The sequence below is a fragment of the Robinsoniella sp. RHS genome (assembly GCF_001029355.1).
In the GTDB taxonomy this organism is placed as follows: Bacteria; Bacillota; Clostridia; order Lachnospirales; family Lachnospiraceae; genus Robinsoniella; species Robinsoniella peoriensis.
Map to the genome: position 1 here is coordinate 173,719 of NZ_JNGB01000001.1, position 18,297 is coordinate 192,015.

Consider the following 18,297-nt stretch of genomic DNA (forward strand, 5'->3'; position numbering starts at 1 on the left):
ATTAAACCACTATTTTATCTTTTATTTTATTAAATACTGCGTCTTTGATTCCACTGATGTTCTTGATTTCTTCTATACTTTTAAAACCACCCTGTTCTGTTCGATATGCAATAATATCCTTCGCTTTTGCTTCTCCTATTCCGGGCAGTGTCATAAGTCCTGCCTCATCGGCTGTATTCAAATTCACAATACTGGTTTCTCCTGGTGCCCCGGGGGCTGCAGGTATCTCAGCCTGCGCCATTGTTTCGGCCTCTGCTGATGTATAAACTCTGATCTTCTGCCCGTCACTCAGCTTTTCAGCCTGATTCAGTGAGTCTTTATCTGCATCTGGAAGAAGTCCGCCGGCCTTTTCTATTGCTTCATAAATTCTGGCATCAGAAGGCAGCTCATAGACTCCGGGGTTTAAAACCGCCCCGCTCACATCTATATAAATTTCAGTCTTTATCTGTACGTCCGTATGCTGCTCTTCGCTTTGACGGTTACTCTGATCCTGACTGCCTGTCTCTTCTGTCCCTATGGTTTCTGTCTCCAGAACCAGAGGCATATCATTATCGTGACATCCGGTCAAAAGGAGTACACTCAGCAGGATGCAGGCGCCTAAGCATTTGATTCTGAACTTCATATTACATAATCCCCTTTCATCATTTTGATGTAAGGGCCCCCTATGCAATCTCTTATATTTTAACGAACTTTCTCCCCGATTACAATAGCTATTTTTAAATTACCACTTAAATATTACAATTCCTACGATTGCAACGCCCATTCCTAAGAGCTTCCGCCATTCAAAAGGCTGCTTTTCCACACCGAATATCCCCATCAATTCAATGACATATGCCACAATGAGCTGAGAAATTACAATCAGCATGGCTGCCTTTGCCGGTCCAAGGGAATCCATACTCTTAATTACAGTTATTGTGATAAAAGCTCCGATTACACCGCCCAGCAGAGCAAATTTATTCGGAACCTGTAAAATCGCCCCAAAGCTTTCCCGTCCGGTAAAAAACCAAGCAATCAGGCAAACAATTAATGCTGAAAACTGTACAAAGCTGGTTGCCACCCAAAGACTGCTATTTTTCGTTACGTCCGTATTAAAAACACCCTGTACGCTCATCAGGGCTCCGGATAAAAGTGCAATTAATATTCCCAACATAAAAAGAACTCCTTTTGTTTTTCTGCTTATTATGCACAAAAAGAGTTCTTTGTATGTATTTTATTAAAATTCGTTGCAAGACCCTCATTTATGATGCCGGTTTGCAGGTCAGATGATCATATTCTTTGATGGAAAGACTTACGGGACATATTACTTTAATTTTCATAAAATCCAGGAGGCATTGTTTTTTCATATCCTCCAGTCTTGCAAAAACAGTATCCACTTCATAGATCTGTTTTGCCATCTGTGCCACAATACAGTTGATATTGTCGTCATTGGTAGCGGTAATTACCTGAATGGCATCTTTCATGCCCGCCTCTTCCAATATATCAGGATCTGCTGCATTTCCAAGCACCTGGACTCCATTAAAATCCAACGGCAGTTTTCGGAATGCTTCCGGATCCTGATCAATAATTACTACCTGGCTGCCTCCCCTGGACAGCTCCCCGGCAAGGCCAGCTCCGAAACGTCCGCATCCGGCAATTAAAATATTTTTTCTCTGCTTCCACATAACCATTATCTCCTATTTTTCTGTGATAAGAGGATTATATCATAACTTTTTTATTTGTCTTGCGTGGAAATGGAATTTTAAATCTGTTTTCATATGGAGCATGAGATTTTAATCTGTTTTTTATACAGGATGCAAAAATTTCTGCCAATAGTTTCAAATCTTGCTATAATCATTAAAGATCAAATATTTTGCAGGTTCATCCTCTTCAATCTCAGGCAGTCTTCCGGCAGCCGTGTGAAACCGGTTATCGACACGGTCATCATTCACAGATGAAACCTCAAATAACAGCACATCACCGGTTCCGGGTATACCCTGCCAGGTATGATACTGCCCCGGCTTCAGGGTAATACTCTGTCCCGGCTTTAAAATCACATTTCCACCAGCCGGTACGACCTTTTTTTGTCCGTCAATTGTCACTAATACATCTGTATCCGCAAACGCTTCATCTTCATTGGAGTTATAAAGTGTCAGCACAAGATCTCCTCCTCCGCGGTTAATAATATCCTCCATCTTGCTCCAGTGAAAATGATAAGGAAGTATCTGTCCGTCTCTTACAAGAAGCAGTTTTTCAGCATAAGGCTTGGGATAAGTTTCTTTATCCCGTAAGCTTCCGTTTCGAAATGTGAAGATGGTCAAACCAATCTTTTCAAAATCCCCGCTTCCAAAATCGGTAATATCCCAGCCCAGCATATTATCTATAATTTCTCTTTCATCCGCTCCTGCCATCTTCCATTCTTCAGGACCCCACTTTGCAAATGGCGGCAGCGGCAGACCTCTCTTCTCCATCAGTTCCACGGCGTATTGTATGATATTATTTACTTCAGAACGTTTCATATTTTTCCTCCTAATCCGGCAAGACTTCACCGGCTCCCTTAAGTCCTGCCAGCGCTGCAGCACAGGCAGTTTACGGCCTTTTCATTTATAGTACATTTTAAGATGCGGCAATCATTTTACTTCTGACCCGTTTGGAATAGGAAGAGAATGCAACTGCCGCAATCAAAACTAATCCTTTCACTAATTGCTGTACATAATCATTAATATTTAGCATAATCATACCGGTTCCCAGAATTCCCATTAACAATACGCCAATGATAACCATTGAGAGTTTTCCTTCTCCTCCGCTGAGACTTACACCTCCAAGAACAACCGCCGTAATCGCATCCATCTCATAATTCGTTCCGGCGGAGGGCTGTCCGCTATTTGTTCTGGACAGCAGTACCAGACCTGCAATTCCGGCCAGTAAACCGCTTATTGCATACGCGAATAATTTAATCCTGGTTACATTGATACCGGACAATCTGGAAGCTTCTTCATTGCCTCCCACACCATACAGATAGCGTCCGATTGTCATTTTCTCCAGTGCATAAATTGCAATGATAAAAATAAGGATCACCAGTATCACCGGATATGGGATCGCGGCTACCGTTCCTGTTGCAAAATTACCAAAGGCTTTATTGAAGCCAAATACCGGCAGACCTCCGGTTACAATATACGCCAGCCCCCTGAGCGCTGTCTGAAGTCCAAGCGTGGCAATCAGCGGCGGCATCTCCAGTCTGGTAACGCAAAAACCGTTGATTGCACCGTAAAAAACGGCAATTATTAATACAAGAATACAGGTCAAAAAAATTGGAACCTTATTCAGCATCAGCATAGCAGCTGTAACGCTTGACACCCCTGCTATAGATCCTACCGATAAATCAATGCCTCCGGTCAGCATAACGAAGGTCATTCCCACCGAGATTATTCCGGTAATGGAAACCTGTTTTAGTATGGTAAACATGGTTGAAAACTTAAAAAAATTGCTGGATGCCAATGCAAAAATACCGATCATGATAACCAAAACAACCAAAATCCCATAATTCAGCAATATGGCTGTTGCTCTTTTATTCTTACTCATTATGTCTCCTCCTGTAGCGTGTCTGAAAAATGCTTGTACCAGACGGATGCAATGATTATTAAGACACGTTCTAAAGCTTTATACCGCGGATGCCATCTCAAGGATAGTCTCCTGCTTAAATTCTGATTTATTTAATTCTCCTGTTATGCACCCGGCTCCCATTACCAGTATCCGGTCTGACATTCCGATTAGCTCTGACATCTCTGAACTGATCATAATGATGCTCTTTCCACGTTCCGCCAATTTACACATTAAGGAATATATTTCATATTTTGCGCCAACATCTATTCCTCTGGTAGGTTCATCAAAGATCAGTACATCACAATTGGTAGCCAGCATCTTTGCCAGCACTACTTTTTGCTGGTTGCCGCCAGAAAGGTTTTTTACGGGTTGATCCTTCGAAGGAGTTTTAATATTCAATTCTCCTATGTATTTTTCCACGTATTCATTTTCTGTCTTTGCAGATATGATCATTCCCCTGGAACACTTTTTCAGGATACTGTATGATGCATTTTCTTTCACGGACAAATTCAGCACACACCCCTGATTCTTGCGATCCTCCGGTATTAAACCAATTCCTGCTTTTAATGCTGTTTTAGGCGTGTGGGGGACGTATGGACTGCACCTTAGCTCTATTGTCCCTTCTGAAATACTGTCTGCTCCGAAGATAGCCCTTGCCAGTTCTGTCCTCCCCGCGCCCACCAATCCCCCAAAACCTAGAATTTCACCTTTTTTAAGTTCAAAGGAAATATGATTCAGATTCTGGTTACACAGGTTATTTACCTTCAGGATGGTCTCCTTTGCTATATTACGGCGGGGTACCGGATAATCATCCGCAAGTTCCCTGCCAACCATACTGGAAATTAACTGCTTCTGAGTGATTTCTGATACCTTTTTAGTGGAAACATATTTTCCATCGCAGAATACAGTCACACGGTCACAGATCTGGAATACCTCCTCCAGCCTGTGAGAAATAAATACAATGGTTACCTGGTCTTTTCTCAGCTTCTCAATGATCCTGAAAAATATCTGTGTCTCATTTACGGTAAGCGGTGCAGTTGGCTCATCCATGATAATAAATTTGGACTTTTGTGAGACCGCCTTTAAGATCTCAACAATCTGCTGATAAGCAATACCCAAATCACAGATCCGAGCATTGATATCGATATCTACTCCCATTTCCCCGCACAACTCCTGTGCTTTTTGTTTCATTGCCTTAATATCCCGTACTCCGTGCTTCTTGATTTCTCTTCCGTAAAATATATTTTCAGCTACAGACAAAAACGGAACGAGACTGAACTCCTGATAGATAACATTGATCCCCAGTTCCATTGACTTCCTTGGAGTCAGTCTCTTATACTGCTTACCTTCAAATTCAATAATCCCCCTGCTGGGTTCATTTGCCCCTGTCAATATTTTAATAAAGGTAGATTTTCCTGCACCATTTTCTCCGCATATGGCATGTACTTCTCCTCGTCCGATCTCAAAGGAAATCCCATCCAGAGCCTTAACTCCAGGATAATATCTGCAAATATCCTGCACCTTTAAAATTGTGTTCTGCATTTCAAACCTCCCGGATTCAGGAGAGGATATATCCTCTCCCTCATTTCTTACTGATTCACGATTTATTTTTTATAAGTTCCATCTAATAAATCCTTTAGCGGAACTGCCACAGGTTTCAGAAAGATATCCTCCTGCTCTGCCGGTCTTCCATTCTGGACATATTCAAAAAGTTTCTTTGCACTTTCAAAACCTGCCCGGTAGGGATAAAGATCAACTGTTCCACGGTATATCGTATCCTCTTCTTTCATCGCATTTAAAGCTTCATCCGTTGCATCACCAGAAAATACCGCTACCGGGTCATCTCCGGTAAAACCTGCTGCAGAGAGTGCCTGATATCCGCCGATTCCGCCTGAATCATTGACAGCAGCTACGACATTCAGGTCAGGTGTCTGCTGCAGTACACCTTCTATAATCTTCATCCCCGCCTCAGGTGTATCCCCTGGCTGTCTTGATACGATCTCTACATTAGGACACATCTTTTCCAGGGTTTCCTGCACACCGTCTCCTCTCGGTATCACAGCCTCAACATTGTCCTGAGAGATAATCGCGACTTTAACTTTATCCAGATCCTTCAGATTTTCATTAATCCAGTTTGCTGCATTTTCACCGATAATGGAGCCATATTCATATTCATTTACAATATATCTCATATCTGCGTTATCCTGGCTTTGGGCAACACAGCTGACTGCAATGTTTTTTTCTTTTGTCTTATCAATGAGCGCAGAGGTCGCATTCTGGTCAATGGGAGAGATCATGATGCCATTGTAATTATCATTGATTAAACTCTCCAGATCACTTACCTGTTTGTCAACATCGTACTGGGAATCCACAACCATACCGGTTACGCCAAGTTCCTTGCACGCATCCTCAAATCCTTTTTTTACTTCAACAAACCAGGGATTCCCAAGATTCATACAGACAAAGCCTAATTTGATATCTTTGTTTCCGCTTTCCCCCGAAGCTTTTTCCGTTCCGGAAGCCTTATCCCCTGCCTGTGCGGTATCTGTATCCGCTTTTTCTGCGTCTGCAGTTTTTTCTGTGTTTCCTGTCTTTTCTGCGTCTGCCGCTGCTTCTGTTTTTTTTGTATCGGCTATTGTTTCCTTCACGGTCTCACTGCCATCTGCCGTTTGGGTTCCTGAACCGCATCCGGTCAGAAAACTTACTGCCATTACCAATGTGATCCCCATTTTTAACATCTTTTTCATAGATTCTACCTCCAGCCATATTAAATTATTTTGTTATCAGTGACGTCCTGTATAACTTATTTGCATTATATCAGTTTGCATATTTGATTTATAGTATAAAATGTCCAAAAAACTTTGCGTATTTCCATATTTACAATTTTTTCAAAGTTTTTTCTGTTATTTTCTATCCCGGTATTTTTTTGCTGTTAACCCCGTCATTTTCTTAAAAACAGCACAAAAATAATTATAATCTCCGATTCCCACCATTTGGGCTATTTCTGAAATGGACAATTCCGTTTCCCGCAAGAGTATTTTTGCTCTGTCGATTCTCTTTTCTTTAATATATCTGGCAATACTTTTTTTCACTCTGTCATTGACAATCTCATATAACTTTGTTTTACTCACTCCCAGTTCACTGCATATTTTATTAACAGTAATCGTCTCACTGATATGCCCCTCAATATAATGATCCATTTTTGATAGAAAATCTGTTTTACTGAGGCGTATCATATCATTATAAATAATGTAGTAGGTACAGGCTTCTAAAATTTTGGCAATTGCCAATATCTCCTGCGTAGTTTTGACGTGTATATTTTTCATCTCAGACTTCAGGTCAATATCCTGCATATTGTATTTTGCACAGGCTTCTTCAATTAATTGCAGAAGATACTCTTTATCTTTTACATTGGATATCTGTCCGAAAATTACATAGCCAATGGTTACATCTTTGTCCTTAAGCGGTGTGATGACTTCATTCAGCCCCACATGGCATTTATATACGATAGTATTTTCTGCCTTGTTGCAGAGTTTAAATGCTCTCATATTGCTTTTCTGGCATTCCATATTACTGATTTCATTTTCGTGCATCAGCTGGCAGATGCCGGTATTTTTCTCCGGATAAGCAATTATTTTTCTATAATTACTGTCATACACCGCGCTGCGGACTCCGGTAGTGATGTAAAAATTACGCATAAATCTCTTCATTTTTTCCATATTCAATTCCAGTTCCATATTCCCCTCCTGCTTTTGGTATATTTTATTCCATCTGTATTCCTTCAATACAACTTTGTATTGTATTTACAATGCTGTATATTGCATATAAATGTCATATAGTTGTATTCACATCAATCATATCATATTTCCATTTATAAATATACTACAAAAAACCGCTCCCACCAGACCGGCACAAAAAGAGCATCCTCAAATTTAATGAGGATGCTCTCGTACAGCGTCATCATAGCTTGCCGGGACAATTTTTTGAGAAAAATCTCCTTTGGAGATGCTTCGGATATTTGTAAGCAATAATTTTATATTGGAAGAAATCTGCCCGGAAATCAAAACAGCTATGGCCGCAGAGAGGATTACCCCCAGCAGAGCAGACCAGATTACCGGGGTTAACAATTTAAAAATGCCATCCATAATCACCTTCTCTGAAATGAGGTTCATGACCTGAATTCCGTTCCCTTTTGCCTTCCAGGTTGTGTAGATATATTTTTCATTTTTATAATAGATTTCTTTCCCTTCTTCATTTATAGGTTTATACTTCTCCAAAATGATTTCAGCCAGCTCCCTACCCTTATTGTCTTCTCCGATTAATATCTGCCTGTCCTGGTTCAGCACTAATATCTCATTTGCCTTTTCGGAAGAAATATTTTTATACAGTTCTTTAAAATAAGCGGTGTCAATCCCTATGGAAATTACCCCCAGGGGTTTCATGGATTCAAAATCAAAAACCAGGCTGCTGGCAAAAACAAGTTCTTCATTATATGGCTTCCAGTATGTAGTCCCCCACATTTCATAAGCCTTTTGAAATGCCAGGTTATCATCCTGCTCTTCCAGGCTCATAGAGCTGTAATCCGTTGAATAATAATAAATATTCTCAAAATTATCCTGTACCAGCACTGCTTTGATGTACTTATTAAAATTCATAAGGTTATAACTGAAATTCAAAAGCTTTTTCTTCCGGTCAAATAATGCCTTGCTGTTCCCCTTCTCCGTCTCTTTCCCGATAATGCCGGAAAAATCCTTATTAAATGTCTGCATTAAAATAAAATCCTCCAGAGATTCTATTGCATAATCAAAGTTGGAACTCAGCTGTTCCATTAAATCTACGGAGGATTTTACCGAGGTGGTTATCAGCAGGTTTCTGGATATATAATACCCCGATACACCTGTCAGACAAACCATAATCAGAATAATACCGATATTAGAAATCAGTAACTTCTGTTTTATTTTTAAATTTGAAAATTTTATCCAATAGTTTTTCATGTCCCTCTCCTTTTATGCCAGGCAGATTTCTACTTTTATCTGTAATCAGACATACTTTACCTTCTCTAATCATATCTGTAATTTTAACATGATTCTATTGGAAATAATTTACTTTATATTAGCTTTTTTTACATCATCCTTACTCAGCCCCCATATCTAATCCATATGTGCATTATCACTAGCCCTGGATGCCGTTCCGGTCAGAATATCCTCCTTTTTCTCAAGTTTAAAATAATATTTAAATATATCCTGGGATACTCCCACTGCATTCCCGGATGCAAATCCATGTGCAATACGGACAGCTACCGCAATTTCCGGGTTCTCCGCCGGAGCATACCCCACAAACAGACCGTGTGTTGGTCTGCTGGGTGTTTCTTCTGCGGTTCCGGTCTTGCCGGCAATCTTAATACTCAGCTTGCTTAACATTGCATTACTGCCGGCTGCTTCCTCCATTCCGGTGTGAACATCGTTCCATACCTCCGCCGGAAGATCGATCTGATTCCTTAATTTCGGAGGGTTTTCCTCTGTTATGTGACCCTCTTTATCCATCACTTTGTCAAGCAGGGTAAGGTCATAACAGCTCCCACCATTGGCAAGCGTATTCACATACCGGGCCAACTGTACCGTGGCATAGTTATGCGTACCCTGCCCGATTGCAGAAGGAATGGCAAATTTATCCGTGATATGAGGCTCCGACTCGGGAAGCTGAATTCCTGATTTCCGGTCTAAACCGAACATTTTGGTGTAGGATGTAAGCCGCTTCAGGGATTGTTCATCGGAAAATTTACCATTTCCGTCCAGTCCCATCCGGTAGGATATTTCACACAGATAGTCATTGCAGGAATTCTTTATCGCACTTGCAACCGTTGGGATATCCCCATGTCCCGACAGGTTCCAGCAGTGCAGCGGCGGCTCAACTTTATCAAACACGCCGTCACATAATACATCTGTATCTGACCAGATTACTTCTTCCATTAAGCCCGCTATGGCAGTGACCGGCTTAAAAGTGGATCCCGGTGCCGTAAGCTGTTGGGTGGCTCTGTTGTAGAAAGGTACTGATTTATCCTCATAGAGCTTCTGATAATATGCTTCATCCATTTGGTTGGCAAGCCGGTTCACATCATATCCGGGATAGGTAACACATGCCAGCACTTCACCTGTCCCCGGATCTGTGATAACCGCAGAACCTGAGCAGGGATCCAGGGCAAGCCAGGACGGCTTTATCTCCAGACTGTTAATTTTATCAATCACAAACTGATAACTTGAAATATTTCCACTTGCTAATCCTTCATAGACCGCATCCTCTTTTGATAAAACCCCCTGTTCATAGAGCAGCAGGCAGATCTCCCGCGGCGCTATCTCTTCCTGCTGCAGCATATACCAGCAAAGTCTTTTTAAGAAACCTTCATCTGCAGCAAGGCTTTCGCTGATTGTCTTGCTCAGTAATTCTAAGGACTGCCCGGAATCCATATAAGTATCTTTTGAAGGTATATGTGACATATCAATCCAGCCCTCTGCAACTGCCTCTGTGAGAAAATCCTTCAGGCTTATATCCCCATCCTTTTTCCAGGACTGGTATCTTTCATTTTCTTTGTCTATTTTCCCTGCATCCAGTAAACCCGTTTCCTCCATAAGCAGCGTATCCACAATATAATCCTGATACTCCTGCATTTCTTTATCCAGATCCTTATAGATGCTTCCATCTCCCTTTAGCTCCGAGTTTAATTTCTGCATCACCCGCCCCAGTTTATCCTGTAACCTTACGTAAATTTCTTTTTCAAAAGCAGTCGCATCCGCCTGTCCAAAATGAGTGAGATCTACCACAGAATTATCCAGAAGAGCAAAATACACATCATAGACCGGAATAACCAAATCTGCCGAATCTGTAATTTTACTGGTATCAAATTCCTTGATATCTGCAATGTTAGTCGTTAGGATGCCTGCGATCCGCTGTTCCAGAATCCGGTACACGGCTTCAGTCAGGTCTTTGTCTATGCTCAGGTAGACATCTTTACCCGGAACCGGGTCTTTGGGGGTTTTTTCTTTTTGGACCACCTTTCCCATATTGTTAACATATACCGTTTCTGACCCCTCTATTCCCTGAAGATACTGCTCCATAGATTGTTCAATCCCCGATTTACCCACCACAACATCACTGGTATAGTTTTCATTTTCTTTTTGCAGTTCCTCCAGTTCTTCTGCGGAAATTTTGCCGGTATACCCCAGAATATGCCCAAAGGCATCCCCGCCCTCATATACCCGGATCTCCTCATCACTGATCCCCACTCCCTGCCATTGGGATTTATGTTCCAGTACATATGACACGGTATCTTGGGATACATCCACTGCCACCGTAACGGGAATGTAACGCTGAAAAGTGTTAAGTGACAGCATATACCGGATATTTAAAATCTCCAGGGCATCTTTTTTGCTGAGTTGTTTGGGAAGCCCGCTGCTTTCCAGTTCCTCCTTGGTATATGCCTGCCCGTTTTTCTCATATAAAGCAAAACGGTCTTCTCCTGCTAAATATGCCACAATCTCATCTGCCCCGGCTGCCGCTTCCATATCTGTCATATCTTCTATAAAAGCCCTGCCAAAAACGTCTGCCCGAAAACGGTCCAGAGAAACCCCCTCCGTATTAAATACATATTCCCCCTTTTCATCCAACACGATGGCAAGTGCCGTGGTCAATGTTTCCTTCTGGCTATGTACCAGCCGGATCACCTGATAGGCTGTCCCGTTCAGGGACAACTGTTTCTCCCGTTCGGATTGATACGACCCATTATCCTCCATGGTTATCCCATAAGTCATTTTATTCCCCGCAAGAAGATTCCCATTTCGGTCATAGATATTCCCTCTGGTGCTTTTCAGCACACGGGTCTTCTTAATCTTCATAACAAAATTATTCCGATAGTCCTCCCCTCCTAAAATCTGCAGCTGATAAAGCCGGTAAAACAAAATCATACACATTCCAATAAAAACAGCTGTTAAAATCTTTACCCTGGAAACCGAGGTTTGCTTTTTCAAAGCCTTCATAATCTTCCTGTTTCTTATCATATAATTTCCTCACTTTTCGTACACAACTTGAAATTCATTATATCCTACAGATGTAATACTTTATATATTACATCTGTAGGTTTTAAAAGTCAAGTGGCAGCAAAAGGGAAAATACGAACGGGCAGGAGCCCGTCGAGTCTGGGAAATTGTCATTTTCCTAAACTGTCAGGGCACCTGCCCGTCACTGCTTCGTTTCTTAAGGCATACCACCTTATTTCACAAAGTCTCTAATCTAAAACTGTCCTTACACTTCTTCTAATACCGTCTCCAACTTCCCAATCATTTCATCTACATGCTCACGTTCAATCACCAGGGGAGGTACCAGTCTCAGCACATCACTGCCTGCTGAAATAACGATCAGTCCATTTTCAAGAGATTTCTTGACGATATCTCCCACTGGACGGCCTTTTACCACAAGCCCCTGCATCATGCCCTTTCCTCTTCTGGTATCCAGAAAATCATATTTTTCAACCAGCTGGTCTAACTTTTCTTCCAGATAAGGAGCAATTTCATTTACATGATCTATGATATGGTCGTTTTCAAATATATCAAATACTTTTGAAACCGCTGCACAGGCAAATGGATTTCCGCCGTAGGTTGTTCCATGATCCCCGGGAACCAGTGAATTCCCTGCAGTTTTTTCATTCAGAATAAATGCTCCTACGGGAACCCCGCAGCCAAGCGCTTTGGCACAGGTCATAATATCCGGTTTCACTCCATAGTCCTGCCAGGCAAACATCTTGCCGGTTCGTCCCATACCGCATTGAATTTCATCTAATATCAGCAGAATATCCTTCTCCTCACAGATTGCCTTAACTCCTTCCAGAAAATCTTTGTCCGCCGGATAGATACCGCCTTCACCCTGAACCGTTTCCATGATAATCGCACAGGTTTTGCCGGTAATCTGCGCTTTTACACTTTCCAGATCGTTAAAATCAGCAAATTTAACTCCACCCATCAAAGGTTTAAAAGCTTCCTGGTAATGAGGATTTCCCGTCACTGATAACGCGCCAATGCTCCTTCCGTGGAAAGAATGATTCATGGCTATAATTTCATGATCGGTACAGCCGTCTTTCGTATACGCGTATTTTCTGGCCGCTTTAATGGCTCCCTCAATCGCTTCTGTTCCACTGTTTGTAAAGAACACTTTATCCATTCCACTGCATGCTGCCAGCTTTTTAGCAGCTTCACCCATTGGGACATTGTAATACAGATTAGAAGTATGGATAATTTTATCAATCTGGTTCTTCAGAGCAGCATCGTAGCCCGGATAGTGGTAGCCCAGGGCAAAAACTGCAATCCCTGCTGCAAAATCCAGATATTTTTTTCCTTGTGTATCCTCCAGGTATACTCCGTCTCCCCTTTCAAATACTACGGGGAACCGATTATAAGTATGTAATATGACCTCTTCGGCTTCTTCCATATAGCTATTCATTGTCTTCATTATAATATCGTTCCTCCTGATCACCCATGATTGCAGTTCCGATCCCTCTGTTCGTAAAGAACTCTAACAGCAGGCAGTGCTCGATTCTGCCGTCTAAAATATGAACTCTGGAAACACCGGCTTTCATGGCATCGATACAGTTCTGCAGTTTGGGAAGCATCCCGCCGCCAACATTTCCGCTTGCCAGGAATTCTTCCGCTTCGGGAATTGACATCTCTGAGATTAAGGTGGACTTATCCAGCGGATCCCGGTATACCCCTTCTATATCAGTTAAAAACGCAAGTTTTGCAGCTCCTACCGCCGAGGCAATGGCACATGCGGCATCATCGGCATTGACATTATAGGAATGGTATTCATCATCTGAGCCTATCGGGCAGATCACAGGCACTACATCATTATCTAATAAAATATTCAATAACTCCGTATTTACCTTCTTCACTTCTCCTACGTATCCAATGTCCTTTCCGCCGGAAAGCTTTTTGTCAACACGTAATACCGAACCGTCTTTTCCACTGATTCCAACTGCCCTGACACCCAGTTTTTCCATCATGGAAACCAGACCTTTGTTAATCTTATTTAAAACCATTTCTGCTGCTTCCATAGTAGCCTTATCTGTTACCCGCAAACCATTTACGAAGTTGGTTTCCAGACCGATTTTATTTACCCATTTCGTAATTTCTTTACCGCCTCCGTGCACAATAATCGGACGAAATCCCACCAGCTTTAACAGCGCTACGTCACGAATTACATTTTTCTTTAACTGATGGTCCACCATGGCACTTCCGCCGTATTTTACTACAATCGTTTTGCCGTGAAACCGTTGAATATAAGGTAATGCTTCTATTAATACACCTGCTTTTTGCAGCCAGTTTTCCATTGTTTCCATAATTATACCCATTGCATATTACAGGCTTGCCTGCAATACTGCCACAATAAAACTGGTTGAAAGAATCACACCGTGGCACCTTTCTATATCATAATTTTCTTTCAACCTTATCCTCTTTTCATTTTACTTTTACTATTGTTTGCTTATGAATATCAGGAGCGGTAATCTGCATTGATTTTTACGTAATCAAAGGTGAGGTCGCATCCCCATGCCGTGGCAGTTTCCTTACCCATTTTAATATCTGCTATTGCCGTCACTTCCTGTTCAGACAGGATTTTTGTAGCCTCTTCCTCACTGTAATCCAGTGCAACTCCATTTTCAATAATCTGTAACCTTCCTGCTGCACTTTCAAAGAATAAGTCTACCTTTTCCGGATCAAAGTCAGCTCCGGAATATCCCATGGCACAGAGTATGCGCCCCCAATTTGCATCGTGTCCGAAAATCGCTGCTTTGGTGAGACTGGATGTTATAATTGACTTGCTTAAAGTAACTGCCTGCTCTTTGGACCAGGCACCGATTACCCTGACTTCGAACAGCGCAGTTGCTCCCTCTCCATCTCCTGCAATTTTTTTAGCAAGACAGGTATTCACATAATTGAGAGCCTCAAGGAAAAGTTTATAATCCTCATTTTCTTCGGTGATCAAAGGATTGCCCGCCATTCCGTTTGCAAGAAGAAGCACCGTATCATTTGTAGAAGTATCCCCGTCAACAGATACCATGTTGTAAGTATCTTTAATATCGGCGCTCAGTGCTTTCTGCAGCATCTCTTTTGAAATTGCGGCGTCTGTTGTTACAAAGCTAAGCATGGTACACATATTTGGATGAATCATGCCGGAGCCTTTGCACATGCCGCCGATGGTGACTGTTTTACCCCCTATTTCAATCGCTACTGCAATTTCTTTTTTTACCGTGTCCGTAGTCATAATTGACTCCGCCGCCAATGTACCTGCCTCTTTTGACCCGGAAAGCAGAGGAACCATTTTTCTGATTCCCTCTTTTAAGGGCACCATGGGAAGTTGTTTGCCGATTACACCGGTAGATGCAACCAGAACAGCCTTTGGATCTATATGTAAAAGTTCTGCCGCCGTGTCCGCGGTATCCTTGCAATAAGCCATCCCTTCTTCTCCTGTACAGGCATTTGCCACACCGCTGTTGGCAATAACCGCCTGGGCATTCTGATAATTGTAAACCACGTCCATATCCCATTTAACAGGCGCCGCTTTAACAATATTAGTGGTAAAGGTGCCTGCTGCCGCACATGGCACCTCACTGTAAATCATAGCCATATCTTTTTTGTCTTTCTTAATCCCTGCATAAATCCCTGCTGCCTGAAATCCTTTTGCAGCAGTAACTCCTCCATCCATCACCTTCATGATTCTTCCTCCTTATATGTGGAAACTATTTACCTTACTGTAATAACGTTTCAAATATCCCATCTTACGGGAACATGGGCACTAGCTGTAATCCCATAGTTTCATCAAACCCAAAGAGCAGATTCATATTCTGCACTGCCTGGCCTGCGGCGCCTTTTACCAGATTATCCATAGCGCCCATCATAATAATGCGGTTCGTTCTCTTATCGATCTTGAAATTCACATCCACATAATTACTTCCCTCTACCCATTTCGTCTGAGGGCATACATCCTGATCCAGTACACGTACGAAACACTCATTCTCATAGTATTTATCATAAACTGCTTTCACTTCTTCATAGCTGACATCTTTCTTCAATGAAGCATACGCAGTGATCAGAATTCCTCTGTTCATAGGAACAAGATGAGGTGTAAAATTAATCCGGATCTCCTCTCCTGCCGCATAGCCCAGCTGTTCTTCTATTTCCGGAGTATGTCTGTGGGAGGCAACACCGTATGCTTTGATATTTTCATTTACTTCACAGTAGAGATTATCTACTTTTGCACCGCGTCCTGCTCCGGAAGTACCGGATTTAGCATCGATAATAATCGTAGCCGGATCAATCAATCCTTCCTTTAATAAAGGATAAATCGACAATGTACTGCAGGTAGGATAACATCCCGGATTCGCAATCAGTCTCGCCGCTTTCACCGCTTCCCTGTTGATTTCACATAATCCATATACTGCTTCTCCAATAAACTGCGGAGTCTTATGGGAAATATTATACCACTCCTCATAGGTCTTTACATCTTTAATACGGAAATCCGCACTCAGGTCAATGACTTTTACTTTGGAAAGTATTTCTTCGGTAACAAGTGAAGCACAAAGTCCCTGAGGGGTAGCAGTAAAAATCACATCCACCTGATCTGCCAGCTCCTGCATATTGTCATCCATACATTTTGCATCTACGATTTGGAACATATTCTGATATACTTGCGAATACTTTTTATCTATGTAACTTCTGGAACCATACCACGCAATTTCCACTTCCTTATGCCCTAATAATAACCTCACAAGTTCACCGCCTGCATATCCGGTTGCTCCGATAATTCCTGCTTTTATCATTTTCAAAACTCCTTTTCTTCTTTTTTTCCTTTGTTTCCAGTCTAATAGAACTCTTGCTCATTTCTCCAGGCTGCTTTCTTATTAATATATAATAAGATTTCAGCGAAGTAAAGTGTTTTTCTTCTAGTGCCTCCCTGCGTAAACTTATATTGACAGTGCTGAATATCCTGTCATCTGCACGCCCCACTTTGCGGCATATCTGCCGTTCCTGGGTATGGGTTGCGATTTCATTTATTTTAATTCCTCCGCATGAATAATATGCGCATAATTATACATTGAATGTGTATATTATGCAAGTACTTTTTTTAAATTTCTGGAAAAACTTTCTTCCCGGCAATTTTATTTCCGACAGCCTTCGATATACCAGAATTCCTTTCTTTCCTATTTATATGCCTTTTCTACTATATAATAGAACTTATGCTTTTTTCCCCGAATCACACAAAAATATTTTTAGAATTTATGTAAATTTACTCTTGCATAATTATGACAGTTGATGTATAGTAGTCATTAGCGAAAAGCAATCAAATAATACATAATATTTAGGAGGATACACCTATGAAAGAAAAAGTTATTCTGGCATATTCAGGTGGTCTGGATACGACCGCAATCATCCCTTGGTTAAAAGAACATTTTGATTATGATGTAGTTTGCTGCTGCATCGACTGTGGACAGGGAAATGAATTGGACGGATTGGAAGAAAGAGCAAGTCTGTCAGGAGCTTCCAAATTATATATTGAAAACATCATTGATGAATTCTGTGACGATTATATTATGCCATGCGTAAAAGCAGGTGCTGTATATGAAAATAAATATTTACTGGGAACCTCTATGGCACGTCCCGGTATTGCAAAAAGATTAGTAGAAATCGCCAGAAAAGAAGGCGCTACTGCTATCTGCCACGGAGCTACCGGAAAAGGTAATGACCAGATCCGTTTTGAGCTGGGCATCAAGGCACTGGCTCCTGACTTAAAAATAATTGCTCCATGGAGAATGACCGATATCTGGACCATGCAGTCCCGTGAAGATGAAATCGAATACTGTAAAGAGCATGGCATCGATCTTCCATTTTCAGCAGACAGCAGCTATAGCCGTGACCGTAACTTATGGCACATCAGCCATGAAGGTCTGGAATTAGAAGATCCTGCAAACGAACCAAACTATGACCACTTATTAGTGCTGGGCGTATCCCCGGAAAAAGCTCCGGAAGAAGGCGAATACGTAACCATGACCTTTGAAAAAGGTACTCCAACCAGCTTAAATGGTGAACAGATGAAAGTATCTGAAATCATTACAAAATTAAATGAACTGGGCGGAAAGCATGGTATCGGTATTGTTGATATCGTAGAAAACCGTGTTGTTGGAATGAAATCCCGCGGTGTATATGAGACACCAGGAGGAACAATCCTTATGGAAGCACATGACCAGTTAGAAGAATTAGTATTAGACCGTGCCACCATGGAAACGAAAAAAGATATGGGCAACAAATTTGCACAGATCGTATACGAAGGAAAATGGTTTACCCCTCTTCGCGAAGCAATCCAGGCTTTTGTTGATGTGACACAGGAATATGTAACCGGCGAAGTAAAATTCAAACTTTACAAAGGCAATATTATCAAAGCAGGCACTACTTCTCCATATAGCTTATATAGTGAATCTTTAGCAAGCTTTACCACAGGTGAATTATATGACCACCATGATGCTGATGGATTCATCACATTATTTGGCCTTCCACTAAAAGTTCGTGCAATGAAAATGGCTGAGATCGAAAAAAATAAATAAAAAATAAATAGATACATGCAAGAAACAAGAAAGCAGGCAGGACATATCGGCAATTGATATGTCCTGCCTGCTTTCTCGTT

General features: G+C 41.6%; 15 protein-coding genes. 1 reads left to right on the forward strand and 14 read right to left on the reverse strand.

The genetic code is table 11. The annotated features are described in order from the left end of the window. Position 1: 1 nt before the first annotated feature. The 14 genes from RHS_RS00775 to argC all read right to left on the reverse strand — a co-directional run bounded on the left by RHS_RS00775 (position 2) and on the right by argC (position 16,438). Positions 2-622, reverse strand: coding sequence for a ComEA family DNA-binding protein (locus RHS_RS00775; protein WP_027294345.1), 621 nt, complete (start codon positions 620-622; stop codon positions 2-4). A 99-nt stretch (positions 623-721) separates the two neighbouring features. Then, entirely contained in the window at positions 722-1,150 is a 429-nt protein-coding gene (locus RHS_RS00780) for a DMT family transporter (RefSeq protein ID WP_027294346.1), read from the reverse strand. An 88-nt stretch (positions 1,151-1,238) separates the two neighbouring features. Next, a complete protein-coding gene (locus RHS_RS00785) occupies positions 1,239-1,661 on the reverse strand; it encodes a TrkA family potassium uptake protein (RefSeq protein ID WP_027294347.1) in 423 nt (140 codons plus the stop codon). A 153-nt stretch (positions 1,662-1,814) separates the two neighbouring features. Then, positions 1,815-2,495 (reverse strand): D-lyxose/D-mannose family sugar isomerase, encoded by a 681-nt coding sequence (locus RHS_RS00790; RefSeq protein WP_047832083.1) that lies wholly within the window; start codon positions 2,493-2,495, stop codon positions 1,815-1,817. 97 nt (positions 2,496-2,592) lie between these two features. Continuing rightward, the gene (locus RHS_RS00795; RefSeq protein WP_044289402.1) at positions 2,593-3,558 is read right to left on the reverse strand and encodes an ABC transporter permease; all 966 of its coding nucleotides are present in this window, start codon (positions 3,556-3,558) and stop codon (positions 2,593-2,595) included. A 78-nt stretch (positions 3,559-3,636) separates the two neighbouring features. Continuing rightward, positions 3,637-5,121 (reverse strand): sugar ABC transporter ATP-binding protein, encoded by a 1,485-nt coding sequence (locus RHS_RS00800; protein ID WP_044295906.1) that lies wholly within the window; start codon positions 5,119-5,121, stop codon positions 3,637-3,639. Between the two features lie 62 nt (positions 5,122-5,183). Continuing rightward, on the reverse strand, positions 5,184-6,326 hold the full coding sequence (locus tag RHS_RS00805; protein WP_047832084.1) for a sugar ABC transporter substrate-binding protein: 1,143 nt from the start codon (positions 6,324-6,326) through the stop codon (positions 5,184-5,186). A gap of 156 nt (positions 6,327-6,482) precedes the next feature. After that, positions 6,483-7,316, reverse strand: a complete 834-nt coding sequence (locus RHS_RS00810; RefSeq protein WP_027294352.1) for a PocR ligand-binding domain-containing protein — start codon at positions 7,314-7,316, stop codon at positions 6,483-6,485. Between the two features lie 195 nt (positions 7,317-7,511). Continuing rightward, positions 7,512-8,573 (reverse strand): hypothetical protein, encoded by a 1,062-nt coding sequence (locus RHS_RS00815; protein WP_047832085.1) that lies wholly within the window; start codon positions 8,571-8,573, stop codon positions 7,512-7,514. Positions 8,574-8,729: 156 nt separating this feature from the next. Further along, on the reverse strand, positions 8,730-11,630 hold the full coding sequence (locus tag RHS_RS00820) for a penicillin-binding transpeptidase domain-containing protein (protein ID WP_047832086.1): 2,901 nt from the start codon (positions 11,628-11,630) through the stop codon (positions 8,730-8,732). A 244-nt stretch (positions 11,631-11,874) separates the two neighbouring features. Next, the gene (locus RHS_RS00825; RefSeq protein WP_330373772.1) at positions 11,875-13,074 is read right to left on the reverse strand and encodes an aspartate aminotransferase family protein; all 1,200 of its coding nucleotides are present in this window, start codon (positions 13,072-13,074) and stop codon (positions 11,875-11,877) included. Further along, positions 13,058-13,960, reverse strand: coding sequence for an acetylglutamate kinase (gene argB / locus RHS_RS00830; RefSeq protein WP_027294361.1), 903 nt, complete (start codon positions 13,958-13,960; stop codon positions 13,058-13,060). Before argB ends, RHS_RS00825 begins: the two co-directional genes overlap by 17 nt. 152 nt (positions 13,961-14,112) lie before the next feature. Then, a complete protein-coding gene (gene argJ, locus RHS_RS00835; RefSeq protein ID WP_044295902.1) occupies positions 14,113-15,333 on the reverse strand; it encodes a bifunctional ornithine acetyltransferase/N-acetylglutamate synthase in 1,221 nt (406 codons plus the stop codon). Positions 15,334-15,397: 64 nt separating this feature from the next. Continuing rightward, a complete protein-coding gene (gene argC / locus RHS_RS00840; RefSeq protein ID WP_044295901.1) occupies positions 15,398-16,438 on the reverse strand; it encodes an N-acetyl-gamma-glutamyl-phosphate reductase in 1,041 nt (346 codons plus the stop codon). Positions 16,439-16,993: 555 nt separating this feature from the next. On the opposite strand from argC, the gene RHS_RS00845 reads away from it, so the two are divergent. Further along, positions 16,994-18,217, forward strand: coding sequence for an argininosuccinate synthase (locus tag RHS_RS00845; RefSeq protein WP_027294364.1), 1,224 nt, complete (start codon positions 16,994-16,996; stop codon positions 18,215-18,217). Positions 18,218-18,297 lie beyond the last annotated feature (80 nt).

Bases quoted from the DNA above. Each gene is read 5' to 3' on its own strand.
- RHS_RS00795 (WP_044289402.1), bottom strand. From the start codon at position 3,558: ATGAGTAAGAATAAAAGAGCAACAGCCATATTGCTGAATTATGGGATT.
- argJ (WP_044295902.1), bottom strand. From the start codon at position 15,333: ATGAAGGTGATGGATGGAGGAGTTACTGCTGCAAAAGGATTTCAGGCA.
- RHS_RS00825 (WP_330373772.1), bottom strand. From the start codon at position 13,074: ATGAAGACAATGAATAGCTATATGGAAGAAGCCGAAGAGGTCATATTA.
- argC (WP_044295901.1), bottom strand. From the start codon at position 16,438: ATGATAAAAGCAGGAATTATCGGAGCAACCGGATATGCAGGCGGTGAA.
- argB (WP_027294361.1), bottom strand. From the start codon at position 13,960: ATGGAAACAATGGAAAACTGGCTGCAAAAAGCAGGTGTATTAATAGAA.
- RHS_RS00785 (WP_027294347.1), bottom strand. From the start codon at position 1,661: ATGTGGAAGCAGAGAAAAAATATTTTAATTGCCGGATGCGGACGTTTC.
- RHS_RS00815 (WP_047832085.1), bottom strand. From the start codon at position 8,573: ATGAAAAACTATTGGATAAAATTTTCAAATTTAAAAATAAAACAGAAG.
- RHS_RS00790 (WP_047832083.1), bottom strand. From the start codon at position 2,495: ATGAAACGTTCTGAAGTAAATAATATCATACAATACGCCGTGGAACTG.
- RHS_RS00780 (WP_027294346.1), bottom strand. From the start codon at position 1,150: ATGTTGGGAATATTAATTGCACTTTTATCCGGAGCCCTGATGAGCGTA.
- RHS_RS00800 (WP_044295906.1), bottom strand. From the start codon at position 5,121: ATGCAGAACACAATTTTAAAGGTGCAGGATATTTGCAGATATTATCCT.
- RHS_RS00775 (WP_027294345.1), bottom strand. From the start codon at position 622: ATGAAGTTCAGAATCAAATGCTTAGGCGCCTGCATCCTGCTGAGTGTA.
- RHS_RS00845 (WP_027294364.1), top strand. From the start codon at position 16,994: ATGAAAGAAAAAGTTATTCTGGCATATTCAGGTGGTCTGGATACGACC.
- RHS_RS00820 (WP_047832086.1), bottom strand. From the start codon at position 11,630: ATGATAAGAAACAGGAAGATTATGAAGGCTTTGAAAAAGCAAACCTCG.
- RHS_RS00810 (WP_027294352.1), bottom strand. From the start codon at position 7,316: ATGGAACTGGAATTGAATATGGAAAAAATGAAGAGATTTATGCGTAAT.
- RHS_RS00805 (WP_047832084.1), bottom strand. From the start codon at position 6,326: ATGAAAAAGATGTTAAAAATGGGGATCACATTGGTAATGGCAGTAAGT.